Origin of the sequence: Candidatus Symbiobacter mobilis CR (assembly GCF_000477435.1) — a bacterium.
Taxonomy (GTDB): domain Bacteria; phylum Pseudomonadota; class Gammaproteobacteria; order Burkholderiales; family Burkholderiaceae_C; genus Rhodoferax; species Rhodoferax mobilis.
Genome location: NC_022576.1, coordinates 2252126 through 2267593, shown reverse-complemented (window position 1 = coordinate 2267593; position 15468 = coordinate 2252126). Strand labels below are relative to the sequence as shown.

Here is a 15468-nt window from a genome sequence, read left to right as displayed (position 1 = left end):
CGAAATCCCAAACGGGTTCCCTTGTTCGGGTGCCCACCTCGAAACACATTCTGGTGAATAACCAGGCACAGTGAAACCATGGCAAAGAGAGACTATTACGAGGTTCTGGGGGTTCCCAAGAACGCTTCGGACGAGGAAATCAAAAAGGCTTATCGCAAGCTGGCGATGAAGTTCCACCCGGATCGCAACCAGGGTGAAGCTGCCAAAACCGCCGAAGAGAAGTTCAAGGAAACCAAGGAAGCCTACGAGATGCTGTCGGACGCGCAGAAGCGCGCCGCCTACGATCAGCATGGCTTTGCCGGGGTGGATCCGAACATGCGCGGGCCTGGCGGGGCCGATGCCTACGGTGGGTTCGCCGAGGCTTTTGGCGACATCTTTGGCGAGATGTTCGGCCAGTCTCGTTCCCGCGCCGGGGGGCGCCAGATGTACCGTGGCAGCGATTTGAGCTATGCCATGGAAATCACGCTGGAAGAAGCCGCGCGGGGCAAGGATGCGCAGATTCGCATCCCAAGTTGGGAGACTTGCGAGCTGTGCCACGGCTCCGGGGCCAAGCCGGGAACGCAGGTCAAGCCTTGCGCAACCTGTGGCGGCGCGGGGACGGTGCAAATGCGTCAGGGCTTTTTCAGCGTGCAGCAGACGTGCCCCACGTGCCGTGGTTCGGGCCGCCTCATCGCCGAGCCTTGCGTGGGTTGCCACGGCCAGGGCCGGATCAAAAAGCAGAAGACGCTCGAAGTCAAGATTCCGGCGGGGATCGACGGCGGAATGCGCATTCGCAGCGCGGGCAATGGGGAGCCGGGCGTCAATGGCGGCCCGCCGGGGGATCTGTACATCGAGATTCGCCTGAAGAAGCACGACATCTTTGAGCGCGATGGGGACGATCTGCACTGCTCGGTGCCGATCAGCATCATCACCGCCACCTTGGGCGGCGAGATCGACGTGCCCACGCTTGCGGGCAAAGCCGTGATCGACATCCCCGAAGGTACGCAGACCGGCAAGCAATTCCGGCTGCGCGGCAAGGGCATCAAGGGGGTGCGGTCCAGCTACCCCGGCGATTTGTATTGCCACATCCTCGTCGAAACCCCCGTCAAGCTCACCGAGCATCAGCGCAAGCTGCTACGCGAGCTAGACGAGTCACTCAAACGCGGCGGTGGTAAGCACTCGCCCAACGGGGATAGCTGGACGGATCGGCTCAAGAGCTTTTTTAGTTGAGGTGTACATTTTTCCGCCACCGCCCGATGCACCCGCTGGATGTACCCCATGCAACAAACCGCCAAACTATTCCGTAACGGACGTAGTCAAGCCGTGCGCCTGCCCGAGGAATTCCGGTTCGAGGGCCAAGAGGTGTACATCGAAAAACAGGGGAATGCCGTCATCCTCAAACCCAAACCCAAACCCAAGACTTGGGACGATTTTTTTGCACGCACGCCAGCAATGCCGACGGATTTCCTGCTGGATCGGCAAGACGAACCGCCTCAGGATCGGCAATGGCCCCATGATTTGGATGCTTGACACCAATATCTGCAGCTATGTGATGCGTACGCTGCCAGTGACGGTACAGCGCCGATTCGAAAGCATCGGCCCGGAGTACCTTGCCATTTCTGCCGTCGTGCTTGCCGAATTGCGTTACGGCGCAGCCCGCCACCCCACTCGCTCGACTTTGTATTTTGCGGAAATCGACAACTTCACCAGTCGACTGGATGTTTTGGCCTGGACATCGCATGCTGCGGACCACTACGCTCGCTTGCGCGCCACCTTGGAACGACGGGGACAACCTATCGGCAATATGGACATGCTCATTGCTGCCCATGCATTGGCCGAAAACGCCGTGCTGGTCACCCACAATGTTCGTGAATTCGAGCGGGTGCCAGGGTTGACAGTAGAGAACTGGGCGTAATGGTCTGGTCGGCCGACACACTATCGCACCGCACCATGTAGGGGCGAGCTTCCAGCCCGCCCATGGCCCTACCCCCGCCCACCACGCCGCACCTTGAGCCGGATCGCTTCGACCCCCATCCCCACGGCTTCGAGCCGTTCGTGCATGGCGGGCAAAAGCTGGCGCAGTTTGGCTGCGGTGCTGCCGTTATCGAGCAGCAGGCACCAGGTTGTGGCATCGAGGGGGCCTGCCTCCACTGCGGGGCGCAATGCTTCGGGAATCACGTCCCGCACGGCGTTCAGCCTTGCTGCGGAACCTCTGGCGCGTTCCAACAGTGCTGCCAGCCCGGGGTGATCCTGCCCGGCTTCGAGAACGGTTCGTGCAGAATGCATGGTTGAAAGGACAAACGATGCAGTGGATGATCGTGAATGACGCGGCTGGCCGCGTGCGCTACCTGGGGCCGACGCAGGTGCTGGGGTGGGCGGTCATTGTGGCATTGCTATGCGCCACGCTGGGAGCGGGGATGTATCACGCAGTGCTGCGCCTGGGGGTGCTCTACCCGGAGACGGCAGTCGGCGCACTGGTGCATCAGCTTGTGGGGGAAGACTGGCAACGGGTGTTGCAAGAACAGGTTGATGTGCTTGCGCGGGAGGTAGGCACGCTGCAAGTGCGGGTGCTACAGATGGAATCGCTGGGCCAGCGCTTGGAAAGCCAGGCCGGGCTGCCCGCGTTGCAGGACAGGCTGGGGGTGGGCGGTATCTGGGTTCCCGGGCCTGCGCTGTCGGTTGCATCGATGCATTCCCTGCTTGATTCGCTGCGGGAACGGGCTGACACCGGCACCCAAAAGCTCGCCGACATCGACGGGCAGTGGAATGTGATGCAGCACATCCCCCTGCCAACGCAGCATCCGGTGGAACAGGCCGTGGTCAGCTCGCCGTTTGGCTGGCGCATCGACCCCTTTACCGGGCGCAGCGCCATGCACCAGGGGATGGACTTTCGTGGCGCCGTGGGCGACCCCATCTTCGCCGCAGCGGGCGGCGTGATCGTGGCGCGTGCCCACCACCCCGAATACGGTCACATGGTCGATATTGACCATGGCGAAGGCATCCACACCCGGTATGCCCATGCTTCGGCAGTTTTCGTGCAGCAGGGCGACTTGGTGCGGCGCGGGCAGAAGATTGCCGCAGTCGGTAACACGGGCCGTTCCACCGGGCCGCATTTGCACTTCGAGGTGCTGGTGGACGGTGCCGCGCAGGACCCAGAGCGCTTTCTGGCGCAAGGCGGCGCGGCGCTGCAAACTGCTGTGGCTTCCATCGGCGCGCCAAAGTAAGCCCCCAGATAAAATTTTGCGGCTGTAGCGCGCTGTAGCGTGCTGTAGCGCACGCATGTACGCGGTGGCAAGCCACCTGCTTTGCCGCTTATTCCGCGCTTTCCTCCTCCATTCCTTCACTTTTTTCGCGTCGCAGGCCGCCCCCATGCGGGGTTTTCTGTGCGCTCCGCTTCCATGCCCATCCGCCTGCTGACCAAGATTTTCGGAAGTCGCAACGACCGCCTGCTCAAGAAATACCGCACCGTCGTCACCCGCATCAATGCGCTCGAACCGGGGCTGGAAGCCCTGACGGACGAAGCCCTGCAAGCCAAAACGCCGGAGTTTCGCGCGCGGCTGGCGCAGGGGGAAAGCCTGGACGCACTATTGCCGGAAGCCTTCGCCGTCGTTCGCGAAGCCTCCAAGCGTGTCATGAAGATGCGCCACTTCGATGTCCAGTTGCTCGGCGCCATGGCGCTGCACAACGGCAAGATCGCCGAAATGGGCACCGGCGAAGGCAAGACGCTGACCGCGACGCTGGCCGTCTACCTCAACGCCCTGCTCGGCAAGGGCGTGCATGTCGTCACAGTCAACGACTACCTGGCCCAGCGCGATGCGCAGTGGATGGGCAAGCTCTACGGCTTTTTAGGGCTGACGGTGGGGGTCAATTTGCCGCAGATGCCGCGCGAGGACAAACAGGTTGCATACCAGTGCGACATCACGTACGGCACCAACAACGAATACGGCTTCGATTACCTGCGCGACAACATGGTCTACGAAGCCGCAGACCGGGTGCAACGCAGGTTGCAGTACGCCATCGTCGACGAGGTGGATTCGATCCTGATCGACGAAGCGCGTACCCCGCTCATCATCAGCGGGCAGGCCGAAGACCACACCGGCGTGTACGTCACGATCCACCGCGTCGTTCCCCAGCTCGAACGGCAGGAGGGAGAGGCCGACCCCATTACTGGCGAGGGCATCACCAAGCCTGGGGATTTCACCGTCGATGAAAAGAACCACCAGGTTTTTCTGACCGAGCAGGGCCACGAAAAGGCCGAGCGCGTCCTCGCCGAAATCGGGCTGCTCCCCGAGGGGGCGAGCCTGTATGACCCCGCGAACATCTCGCTGGTACACCACCTGTACGCGGCGCTGCGTGCAGCGCACCTGTACCACCGCGACCAGCACTACGTCGTGCAGAACGGCGAAGTCATCATCGTCGACGAATTCACCGGCAGGCTGATGCCGGGCCGACGCTGGAGCGACGGGTTGCATCAGGCCGTCGAAGCGAAAGAGGGCGTCTCGATCCAGCCCGAGAACCAGACGATGGCCTCGATCACCTTCCAGAACTACTTCCGGCTCTACTCCAAGCTTGCGGGAATGACCGGGACTGCGGATACCGAGGCCTACGAGTTCTCGGAAATCTACGGGCTGGAAACAGTCATCATCCCCCCCAACCGTCCTTGCTGCCGCGTCGATCAGCTCGACCGCGTCTACAAAACCACGCAGGAAAAGTACAAGGCGGCCATCGAAGACATCCACAGTTGCTACGAACGCGGCCAGCCCGTGCTGGTGGGGACGACGTCGATCGAGAACTCCGAAATCCTCTCTGCGCTGCTGACCAAGGAAAAGCTCCCCCACCAGGTGCTCAACGCCAAGCAACACGCCAAGGAGGCGGAAATCATCGCGCAGGCGGGCCGCCCCAAGATGATCACCATCGCGACCAACATGGCCGGGCGGGGGACGGACATCGTGCTGGGTGGCAACGTCGCCAAGATCCTCGAAGCGATTGAGGAAGACGAGGCGCTCGACGCCGAGCAAAAGCATCAGCGTGCCGAGATCGTCCGTACACGCTGGCTTAAGGATCACGAGCAAGTGACTGCGCTGGGCGGGCTGCGGATCATCGCGACCGAACGGCACGAATCCCGCCGCATCGACAACCAGTTGCGCGGACGCTGTGCCCGCCAGGGCGACCCCGGTTCCTCGCGCTTCTACCTGAGCTTGGATGACACCCTGCTGCGCATCTTTGCCGGCGACCGTGTCAAGGCAATCATGGAACGGCTGAAGATGCCCGAGGGCGAGGCCATCGAAGCCGGGATGGTGACGCGCAGCATCGAAAGCGCACAGCGCAAGGTCGAGGCGCGGAATTTCGACATCCGCAAACAACTGCTGGAATACGACGACGTTGCCAACGACCAGCGCAAGGTCATCTACCAGCAGCGCAACGAGATCATCGACGCCACAGACTTGGCCCCCCAGGTACGCGCCTTGCGCGAAGGGTGTTTTCGCGACCTCGTCCGCCAGTTCGTCCCGCCCGAGTCGGTCGAAGAGCAATGGGATTTGGCGGGGCTGGAACAAGTGCTGCGCGAATCCTGGCAGATGGACCTCGCCCTGCAACAACATGTGCAGGAGGCTGCGTCGATCACCGACGAGGAAGTCGTCATCACCGTCTGCACAAAGGCCCACGCGCAGTACGAGGACAAGGTAACGACTATTGGCCGCGAGCATTTCACGTCTTTCGAGCGGATGGTGCTGCTCCAAAGCATCGACGCCAACTGGCGCGAACACCTCAGCTCGCTCGACTACCTGCGCCAAGGCATTCACCTGCGTGGGTACGCGCAGAAGCAACCCAAGCAGGAATACAAGCGCGAGGCGTTCGAGCTATTCGGCCAAATGCTCGACACGATTCGCAACGAAGTCACACGCATCCTGATGACGGTGCGCATCCGCTCGGACGAAGAAGCCGCGCAAGCCGCTGCGGAAATGGAAAGCCGCGCCGAGCAGATCAGCAACGTCACCTACATTGCCCCTACTGAAACCGGCGAGGTAGAAACCAGCCTCGACGAAAGCACCGTTGCCCCGGCCACCCGCCGCATCGGCCGCAACGAGCTGTGCCCCTGCGGCAGCGGCAAAAAATACAAACGCTGCCACGGCAAGCTGAAGTAGCCGCCATAGCCGCGCCAGTGGCCTGATCACTGCCCGCACCAAGCTCCACAACACGCCCCACCAAACTGTCATCGACGCCCTATACGCTTCGATACGTTGTTCGGCCTCTCCCCTGCGCACCCCATGCCCGTACACCTGCCCCCACCCGACCCCGCAACCCTGCATCCCATTCCCGGCGTGCGCCTGGGAACTACCGCAGCGGGTATCCGCAAGGCCGATCGCAAGGATCTGACCGTGATGCTGCTGGACCCCTGTGCCAGCGTGGCTGGGGTATTCACCCGCAACCGTTGCGCAGCCGCCCCGGTACAGCTTTGCCGTCAACACCTGGCGCATAGCGCAGCGGTGCGTGCCTTGCTCGTCAATACCGGAACGGCCAATGCCGGAACGGGAGAGACAGGGCTGGCCAACGCCCTGCGCACCTGCGAAGCGCTGGCGCAGCGGGTAGGTATCGCTGCCGAGGCAGTGCTCCCGTTTTCAACCGGGGTCATCCTCGAACCGCTACCGGTTGATCGTGTCGTTGCTGGCTTGGATGCAGCAATTGCCGACGCGCAACCCGACCATTGGTTCGATGCCGCGCAAGCGATCATGACAACGGACACCGTCCCCAAGGCTTTTTCCTCCAGCGCCACGATCGACGGCGCTGCCGTACATGCCACGGGTATTTGCAAAGGCGCGGGGATGATCCACCCCAATATGGCGACGATGCTTGGCTTTCTTGCCACCGACGCCTGCATCGCCCCGGCACTACTACCCACGCTGGTGCGCGAACTGGCCGATGCCTCGTTCCACCGCATCACGGTCGATGGCGATACCTCGACGAACGATTCCTTCGTGCTCATCGCCACGCACCGCGCCCACCACACTCCCATCGATTCGCTGCATAGCCCGGCAGGGCAGGCGCTGTGGGGATTGCTGCTGCCCGTCGCCCAAAGGCTTGCACAGGCCATCGTCCGCGATGGGGAAGGCGCTACCAAATACATCACCGTGCAGGTCGATGGGGGGCGCAATGCCGCAGAGTGCAAGCAAGTGGCGCAGGCCATTGCACGCTCGCCGCTCGTCAAAACGGCGTTTTTTGCCAGCGACCCCAACCTGGGGCGGATTCTGTGCGCGGTGGGCAATGGCGGCATCGAAGACCTTGATGCCGCCACGGTGGATGTGTATTTGGACGATGTCCACGTCGTACAGCATGGCGGCCGCCACCCCGCGTACCGGGAGCAGGATGGGCAGCGCGTCATGAAACAATCCGAGATTACGGTGCGGGTGGATCTGCACCGTGGTGGTGCATCCGAGACGGTATGGACCACCGATCTCAGCCATGACTACGTGTCCATCAACGCAGACTACCGTTCCTGAGGGCTTTGCACCATGAGCGATTCCCTGCATATCGTTTGCCCTGCGTGCCACACGACGAACCGCGTGGCTCGGACTGACATACAGCGTTCCCCCGACTGCGGAAGCTGCCACCAACCCTTGTTTGGCGGCCACCCTGCAGCCCTTGATGAATCCAGCTTCAACAAGCATCTTGTACGCAACCAGATTCCCCTTCTCGTCGATTTTTGGGCGCCATGGTGTGGCCCATGTCGGCAAATGGCCCCCTGGTTCGAAGAGGCTGCCGCAGGTTTGGAACCGCAGGTCCGGCTGGCCAAGGTCGATACCGAGGCCCACCGTGCGCTGGGCGCCCGCTTCAGCATCCGCAGCATCCCCACCCTCGTGCTATTTCACGGCGGGAGGGAAGTGGCCCGCCAGTCTGGCGCCATGAGCGCGGCAAACATCGTCGCCTGGGTGCAATCGCACCTGGGTGCGGTGGATGCCTCATGAAGGGCTGCCCTCACCCGCCCCTTGCGGGGTACCTTCTCCCTGCGCAGTGATGCCCCCGCCACGCGCAAGTGTCCTAGCCATCGCCATCCCTTTTTTCCCCAGCAACCCTTTTGCGCATTTGCGGCGCCTTACCCCTTCAGCATGAACCAAGCCACCCCCTGCCCCCCTTTCCCATCCCTCCCCCCCGGCAGTGCTCCCGTGGCTTGCGTCGATATTGGCGGCACCAAGGTAGCCGTACACATTGCTGATGCAGACGGGGAATGCGCAAAGATCGTTGAACCGACGGTCGTGCAGGGAAGCCGGGATGCCCTGGCAAAGCAAGTCATCGGGTTGATCGAACGCGCTGCTGCGCAGGCAAAGCTGGATCGCAAGCAAATCAGCCGTGTCGGCGTGGCTTCGTGCGGGCCTTTCGTCGTGCAAGACGGGTTTCTGGAATTGGCCGCCCCCAACCTCTGCGGCGGCTTGGCCAACGGAGCCAGTGGGCTGCCCAACGACTGGCTGACTGCGCCGATCGAAGCGCCGCTGCGCGAGCTGTTCCCTTTTGTGCGCGTGGAAAACGACGCTGTCGGCGCGCTCGAAGCTGAGCGCCGCTGGGGAGCGCTGCACGTGGCCGGTTCCGCGCTACGCCACTGCGCTTATGTGACATGGAGCACGGGCATCGGCACGGGGTTGTGCGTCGAAGGGCGCGTGCTGCGTGGCAAGAACGGCAACGCCGGGCACGCCGGGCACATCTTCGTCAGCCGGGACGACTCTGCCCGCTGCGGGTGCGGGAACCTGGGCGATGTGGAGGGGCTTGTCTCCGGCAGCGCAATCACACGCCGCTTCGGCCCGATGGGGTACGCAAATGCGGCATCGCTCTTCAACGCTGCCTACGCCGGAGATGCCCGCGCCGTCTCGATCATCGACGACCTTTGCGACATCATGGGGCGCATGCTCTACAACCTGATAGCAACGCTTGACCTCGAACGCATCAGCATTGGCGGCAGCGTGTACTGGCACCACCGCGACTATCTGCTCCCCCGCCTACGCCGCGTGGTGCAGGGCAAATTGCCTGCATTGACCGACGGCTGCGAAATCGTCAGCGTCGGCCTGGGGGATCGCGTCGGCGACTACGGCGCCCTGGCGCTGGTGGCTTGAACGGCGCGCATACGCGGCGCATGGGCGGCGGATAGGCGGCGCATGGGCGAGGGAATCGCATCGCTCAATCTTGGGCGCTACCGCGAAACATCTGGAACAGCTCTTGCGACGTACCAGGGTTGTCCCGTAGTTCTGACGCGGAGAAGCCGAATTGGAAGAACCGCGCATATTTGGGGAACTGCGCGACCTGCTCAGGCCCGAGGTGCATGTAGCCCATGCTCCAGTGCGCAAAACTGCGTTCTTCCACCCCTTCCTCCGTCATGAACACGATGTTGCAGTGTCGAGGGTCTCGGCAGATGCGGTCAAAGGTTTCATGCACGTCTTCTGGCTGCCCTTCGAGCACTTGGAGAAAACTGCCATCGGAATAGAGCAGCATCCCCGTAATGCCATTGATTTTGTTGTGGTAGTGGCAGGACTGCAAAATGGAAGCCATCTCGGTTTCTCTGCGACCGACCAAATCGCTGCGGTAGATCAATTGGATCAACGGAATCTGGGCCATACATCCCTCTCGTCAGCAAGGTATCGCGGCAATGCAGACCCTTCGCGCCAAGGCATCACAGGGGCCGCCGCGAGTGCACCCAGTGCGCCGGGATGTGTGCTACACATCACCTTCGCCATGGTACTCCCAAGGCCCAATGCACTACGCTTCGCGATATGGGGCTCCCAATAGCTGCCTTTGCTGAACCAACTCTCTTCCATCGATGGTTTTTAGCTCGCTCCTCTTCCTGTTCGTTTTCCTGCCCTTGTTCCTGGGGGTGTATTACCTCGTTCCCCAGCGTGGCAGGTCGTTGTGGATTCTGCTGGGCAGCCTGTTTTTTTACGCTTGGTGGCGGCTGGACTTTCTGGCGCTGCTTGTCGGCGTGACGTGCGGCAGCTACGCGCTGGCGCTGGCCATGGACGCCAGCGAAGCCGCATGGCGCAAGCGCTGGCTTGCCGTAGGGGTGGGGCTGAATTTGGCTGCGCTGGGGTATTTCAAGTACGCCAACTTTGGCGTCGATTCACTCAACGCATTGCTTGCCGGGTTGGGAATGTCCACCCTGTCATGGACGCCGATCTTGCTGCCCATCGGGCTGTCGTTCTACATCTTCCATGCGATCAGCTACCTCGTCGATATCTACCGCCGCGAAGCACCGCCTGCACGCGATCTGATCGACTTTTCGGCATTTATCGCGCTTTTTCCGCATCTGGTCGCCGGGCCGGTGCTGCGGTACCACTTGCTTGCCGAGCAGTTCCGCCACCGGGAGCATTCGCTGCGCAAGTTCTCGCAAGGGTGCCACCTGTTTCTGTTGGGGTTCTGCAAAAAGGTACTGATTGCCGACAGCGTTGCCCCGGTTGCCGATGCCGCCTTTGCTTTGGCATCACCTGGTTTGTGGGACGCATGGCTTGGCACCGTGGCCTACACCATCCAGCTTTTCTTCGATTTCAGCGGATACAGCGATATGGCCATCGGCCTGGCGCTGATGATGGGGTTCACGTTCCCCCAAAACTTCCATGATCCATATACCTCGACATCGATCACCGAGTTTTGGAAGCGCTGGCACATGTCGCTGTCGCAATGGCTGCGGGAGTACCTCTACATCCCGCTGGGCGGGAATCGCAAGGGGACGGTGCGTACCTACTTCAATCTGTTTTTGACGATGGTGCTCGGCGGGTTGTGGCACGGGGCGAACTGGACATTCGTGTTGTGGGGTGCGTGGCATGGCGCGATCCTTGCCGCAGAGCGCTACCGGGGAACGTACCATGGCCCTTCCACTTTGCCCCGTGCGGTGCAGGTGGCATGGACGATGCTGCTGGTGATGCTGGGCTGGGTGCTGTTTCGCGCTGCGGACATCCATGGCGCCTGGCGTATGGTCATGGGGATGTTCGGTGGCAATGGCGTGGGGTGGGGGCTGCATGAGCCTGTGGGTATCGACCAAGCCTTGGTAATGGGTATTGCCATCGTCTGGGTCTACGCTGCACCCTGGGTGCGCCGCCATGCGCCCCCGCAAGCCCGGCTCCTCGTTCTGCCCGCCTTTGTATGGGCCGTGGGGACGCTGTGCGCGGGCACCTTCACCCCGTTCCTGTACTTCCAGTTTTGAGGGCACCATGGCAGACGCTTCCCCATCCTGGCTTGGCGACCCACCGACCCATCGCGGCTGGTGGGCCGATGCTGCGGTGTTGCTTGCCGTCGTGTGCTCGGGCGCGGCGATGATGGCTTCGCTGCTTCCGCAGATTTCGCAATGGGAACTGCCCACGACTTGGGACGATCTGCGCACGGGCCGCACCACGTCGGCACTCGAAAAAAAATTGGAGCAAGCCCTGCCGGGCCGCGATGGAATCATCGCCGCAGCCAATAGCGTGCGCTACCTGCTGTTGCACGGCGGCGGGAAGCAGGTGCTGGTGGGGCGCGATGGGTGGTTGTTTCTGCGCCAAGAAATGCAGGTGTGGCCGACTGCGCCGATGGAACGGCGCATCGCACGCATTGCTTCGGCAACACAGTGGCTGCATCGGCAAGGCCTTCGCACCAAGGTTGCGCTGGTTCCCGACAAGGCGCGGCTGTACGCGGATTCCTGGTATTGGGCAGGCTACCCGGATGCCCTGCGCCCACGCTATGCCCAAGCTCTGCAAGCCCTGCGCGCTGCGGGGGTCGACACCATCGACCTGCTCGCCCCCCTGCAAGCCGCTGCGCGCAATGCCGAGGTGTACTACCGCACCGATACGCACTGGAACCAGATCGGAGCGCAGGTGGCAGCGCAGGCGCTGGCGGATGCCGTTCGCAACGATGCGTTCTCGTCTGGATCGATGCCGAACTCCTTGACAACCCCGACGCCCAACCCGACGCCCTTTGCCACCACCACCGCGCCCACACCCAGCGAACGCCCTGGCGACCTGATCCGCTTGATGGGCTTGGAACACGCCCCCGCATCGGCACGCCCCAGGCCAGACATTGAGCACGACACGACGACCCAAGCCTTGCAATCCCCCGCTGGCGACGATCTGTTCGACAACGCGCAGGACCATGCGCAGGACGACCTGCTTGGCGACTACGCCGTGCCCTACACGCTGGCGGGCACCTCGTATTCGCTGCGTGGCAACTTTGTCGGCCATCTACAGCAAGCGCTGTCTTCCCCAGTCCTGAACACCGCGACGGATGGTGCAGGCGTATGGCGCGCCCTGGCGGACTATGTGCATGACGACGCCTTCCGCTCCGCGCCTGCGCAGATGCTGTTGTGGGAAATTCCAGAACGCCTGCTCTGCGCTCCTGCAGACGATGCGGAACAGCGCGATTGGGAGCGGTTGGGGATCACTCCCCTATAACGTCGCTGGTGCCTGGGCACAGCACTTGTGCATTCCCGGCTCCCCGCCCCAAGCCCCACACGCCTTACCCACGGCATGGCTCCCCAGGCCGACGCAAATAGGGCGCGAGGTAGTGGCCAGTATGGCTGTGGGGCAGGATGGCGAGTTGTTCGGGCGTGCCGGTGCCGACGACCGTGCCACCGCCGTTCCCCCCTTCGGGGCCGATATCGACGATCCAGTCTGCGGTTTTGATGACGTCGAGGTGGTGCTCGATCACCACCACCGTATTGCCTGCATCGCAGAGCTGATGCAGCACCTGTAGCAGCAGGCGCACGTCGGCAAAGTGCAGCCCGGTGGTGGGTTCGTCGAGGATGTAGAGCGTGCGGCCCGTATCGCGTCGCGAGAGTTCGAGGGCGAGTTTGACGCGCTGCGCTTCCCCGCCCGACAGCGTGGTGGCAGACTGCCCCAGCTTGATGTAGCCCAGCCCCACGTCGATCAGCGTGCGCAACCGCCGTGCGATGGCAGGAATCGCGCCAAAAAATTCGTGCGCGGCTTCGACGGTGAGGTCGAGGATGTCCGCGATGTTTTTGCCTTTGTAAAGCACTTCCAGCGTTTCGCGGTTGTAGCGCTTGCCGCCGCAGACTTCACACTGCACGTAGACATCCGACAGAAAGTGCATTTCAACCTTGACGACCCCGTCGCCCTCGCAGGCTTCGCAGCGCCCACCCCCGGCGGACTGCGACACGTTGAAGCTGAACCGCCCTGCCGCATAGCCCCGTTCCCGCGCTAGAGGAACCTCCGCCAACAATTCGCGGATGGGGGTGAACAGCCCGGTGTAGGTGGCAGGGTTGGAGCGCGGTGTCCGGCCAATGGGCGATTGATCGACGTCGATGACTTTGTCGATGTGTTCCAACCCCAGGATTCGGGTATGCGGAGCGGGTTCTTCCCGGGCCTTGTAGAGCGCGCGTGCCATGCTGCGGTACAGCGTGTCGTTGACGAGTGTTGATTTGCCGGACCCGGACACCCCGGTGACGCACGTGAACAGCCCGACGGGAAAGGCCACGTCGATATTGCGGAGGTTGTTGCCCCGCGCGCCTTGCACCAGCATGGCGCGCAGTACCCCGTCCTTGTCGCGCTGTGCAGCACGACGTTGTGGTGGAACGTCGATGCGCAGGCTGCCCACTAAGTACTGGCCCGTCAACGAAGACGGCACGGCGCAAACTTCGTCGACGGTGCCATGCGCGACCACGTGCCCCCCATGTATCCCCGCTCCGGGGCCAATGTCGATGAGGTGATCCGCGCTGCGCATCATGTCTTCGTCGTGCTCGACGACGAGCACGCTGTTGCCCAGGTCACGCAGGTGGCGCAGGGTGCCGATGAGCCGGTCGTTGTCGCGCTGGTGTAGGCCGATGCTGGGTTCGTCGAGCACGTACATCACCCCCGTCAGCCCCGAACCGATCTGGCTGGCCAGGCGGATGCGCTGGGCCTCTCCGCCGCTCAAGGTGTCCGCGCTGCGATCCAGGCAGAGATAGCCCAAGCCCACGTCTTGCAGGAATTGCAGGCGCAGCACGATGTCGCGGACGATGCGCGCTGCAATCTCCCCCCGTACCCCCGGCAGATGCAGGGTACGGAAGTACTCCAGGCATTCGGACAGAGGACAGTGGCTCAGCTCGGCCAGGGTGCGCGCTGCGGAACCATCGCCAATGCGAACCATCCGCGCCTGTTCGCGCAGCCGGGTTCCATCGCATTCGGGGCAGACACGCACGCTGCGTAGCCGGGAGAGTGCCTCACGCACGGCTGCGGAGTCGGTGTCCATATAGCGCCGCTGCATATTGGGCAGGACTCCCTCGAAAGGGTGTTTTTTGTCGACGTCGCGCTGGCCGTACCGCGATTCGACGCTGTAGCGAAAGAGGATGTCTTCGTCCCCAGACCCGTACAGCACCGCCTGCTGCACCCGTTGCGGCAACTGCGAGAAGGGAAGGTGAATATCGCAGCCGTAGTGTTGCGCCAGGCTATCGAGCATCGCAAAGTAGAAGGAATTGGACTTGTCCCACCCCCGGATGGCGCCGTCGGCCAGGCTGCGATCGGGGTGTTCAACGACGCGCTGCGGGTCAAAGTACTCCTGCACCCCCAACCCGTCGCAGGAGGGGCATGCACCGATGGGCGAATTGAACGAAAACAGCTTGGGTTCCAGCTCGCCAACGGCGTACCCGCAGTGCGGACAGCCGAAACGGAGGTTAAAGGGGTGTTCGATCGGGGTATCGCGCCCTTCGCTATGGAGACCTTCGTTCTCCCGCACGGTGCGATCCATCTCGACGGCCAGGGCACGCCCGTCTGCGAGGCGCAATGCGGCCTCGAAACTTTCCGCAAGGCGCTGGCGCAGGGCATCCGCACCGTCGGCACGCACTTTGATGCGGTCAAGGACGACGTCGATATCGTGCTTCTCGTTTTTCTTGAGGTGGGGCAAGTCGCCTGCTTCGCAGACTGCGCCGTCGATGCGGAAACGAACATATCCCTGCGCCTGGAGCTGCGCCAGTTGCTCGGCGAACTCGCCTTTGCGGGCGCGGGCTATCGGCGCAAGGATCATCACCCGGGTATCCGGCGCCAGGGCCAGCACCGTATCGACCATCTGCCCCACGCTTTGCGCCTGCAAGGCGATGCGGTGTTCGGGGCAATAGGGGGTGCCCGCCCTGGCAAACAGCACCCGCAGGTAGTCGTGAATTTCCGTGACCGTGCCCACGGTCGAACGCGGGTTGTGGCTGGTGGCCTTTTGCTCGATCGAAATGGCGGGGGACAGCCCCTCGATGGAATCCACATCGGGCTTATCCATCAACTGCAGGAATTGCCTGGCGTAGGTGGACAGGCTTTCGACATAGCGCCGCTGGCCTTCGGCATAGAGGGTGTCGAAAGCGAGGCTGGATTTGCCCGATCCGCTCAATCCCGTAATGACGACAAGCTGGTTGCGCGGGATGTCGAGGTCGATGTTGCGTAGGTTGTGGGTGCGGGCGCCACGGATACGGAGAAAGTCTTGAGACATAGTTGGTGCTGTGGGAATGGTGTGGCTGGGAATATGCGTTGGGTGGCGGTGAAGGGTGTTGTGTGGCGGCGGGTAGCA

General features: G+C 62.6%; 13 protein-coding genes. 10 read left to right on the top strand and 3 right to left on the bottom strand.

Features of this window, described 5'->3' with window-relative positions; translation table 11 throughout:
- Positions 1-78: 78 nt before the first annotated feature.
- Genes dnaJ through CENROD_RS09295 form a run of 3 tightly spaced genes read left to right on the top strand, consistent with a single transcriptional unit; the run spans position 79 to position 1894 of the window.
- Positions 79-1209 carry a molecular chaperone DnaJ gene (gene dnaJ / locus CENROD_RS09305; RefSeq protein ID WP_022775099.1) on the top strand — a complete coding sequence of 377 codons (1131 nt, stop codon included), beginning with the start codon at positions 79-81 and terminating at the stop codon, positions 1207-1209.
- Positions 1210-1257: 48 nt separating this feature from the next.
- Positions 1258-1509 (top strand): AbrB/MazE/SpoVT family DNA-binding domain-containing protein, encoded by a 252-nt coding sequence (locus tag CENROD_RS09300; protein WP_022775095.1) that lies wholly within the window; start codon positions 1258-1260, stop codon positions 1507-1509.
- Positions 1493-1894: a type II toxin-antitoxin system VapC family toxin gene (locus tag CENROD_RS09295; protein WP_022775091.1), complete on the top strand. Its 402-nt coding sequence runs from the start codon at positions 1493-1495 to the stop codon at positions 1892-1894. Before CENROD_RS09300 ends, CENROD_RS09295 begins: the two co-directional genes overlap by 17 nt.
- A gap of 68 nt (positions 1895-1962) precedes the next feature.
- On the opposite strand, the gene CENROD_RS09290 is transcribed toward CENROD_RS09295, so the two are convergent.
- Positions 1963-2265, bottom strand: coding sequence for a hypothetical protein (locus CENROD_RS09290; protein ID WP_022775087.1), 303 nt, complete (start codon positions 2263-2265; stop codon positions 1963-1965).
- A gap of 17 nt (positions 2266-2282) precedes the next feature.
- On the opposite strand from CENROD_RS09290, the gene CENROD_RS09285 reads away from it, so the two are divergent.
- The 5 genes from CENROD_RS09285 (at position 2283) to CENROD_RS09265 (ending at position 9077) form a co-directional block, all read left to right on the top strand.
- A complete protein-coding gene (locus tag CENROD_RS09285) occupies positions 2283-3203 on the top strand; it encodes a M23 family metallopeptidase (RefSeq protein ID WP_022775083.1) in 921 nt (306 codons plus the stop codon).
- A 174-nt stretch (positions 3204-3377) separates the two neighbouring features.
- Positions 3378-6122 carry a preprotein translocase subunit SecA gene (gene secA, locus CENROD_RS09280; protein WP_022775079.1) on the top strand — a complete coding sequence of 915 codons (2745 nt, stop codon included), beginning with the start codon at positions 3378-3380 and terminating at the stop codon, positions 6120-6122.
- A gap of 123 nt (positions 6123-6245) precedes the next feature.
- Positions 6246-7475, top strand: coding sequence for a bifunctional glutamate N-acetyltransferase/amino-acid acetyltransferase ArgJ (gene argJ / locus CENROD_RS09275; protein WP_022775076.1), 1230 nt, complete (start codon positions 6246-6248; stop codon positions 7473-7475).
- Positions 7476-7487: 12 nt separating this feature from the next.
- A complete protein-coding gene (gene trxC / locus CENROD_RS09270; protein WP_022775073.1) occupies positions 7488-7940 on the top strand; it encodes a thioredoxin TrxC in 453 nt (150 codons plus the stop codon).
- A 141-nt stretch (positions 7941-8081) separates the two neighbouring features.
- A complete protein-coding gene (locus tag CENROD_RS09265) occupies positions 8082-9077 on the top strand; it encodes an ROK family protein (RefSeq protein WP_022775069.1) in 996 nt (331 codons plus the stop codon).
- 64 nt (positions 9078-9141) lie between these two features.
- Here the strand turns inward: CENROD_RS09265 and CENROD_RS09260 are convergent, their stop codons facing one another.
- The gene (locus CENROD_RS09260; protein WP_022775067.1) at positions 9142-9576 is read right to left on the bottom strand and encodes a BLUF domain-containing protein; all 435 of its coding nucleotides are present in this window, start codon (positions 9574-9576) and stop codon (positions 9142-9144) included.
- A gap of 202 nt (positions 9577-9778) precedes the next feature.
- Between CENROD_RS09260 and CENROD_RS09255 the strand changes: the two genes are divergently transcribed.
- Together CENROD_RS09255 and CENROD_RS09250 are read left to right on the top strand one after the other, a co-directional pair.
- The gene (locus CENROD_RS09255) at positions 9779-11155 is read left to right on the top strand and encodes an MBOAT family O-acyltransferase (RefSeq protein ID WP_022775062.1); all 1377 of its coding nucleotides are present in this window, start codon (positions 9779-9781) and stop codon (positions 11153-11155) included.
- A gap of 7 nt (positions 11156-11162) precedes the next feature.
- Complete coding sequence (locus CENROD_RS09250; RefSeq protein WP_022775059.1) at positions 11163-12374, top strand: alginate O-acetyltransferase AlgX-related protein; 1212 nt, start codon at positions 11163-11165, stop codon at positions 12372-12374.
- 64 nt (positions 12375-12438) lie between these two features.
- On the opposite strand, the gene uvrA is transcribed toward CENROD_RS09250, so the two are convergent.
- Positions 12439-15390, bottom strand: a complete 2952-nt coding sequence (uvrA, locus tag CENROD_RS09245) for an excinuclease ABC subunit UvrA (protein WP_022775055.1) — start codon at positions 15388-15390, stop codon at positions 12439-12441.
- Positions 15391-15468: the final 78 nt, after the last annotated feature.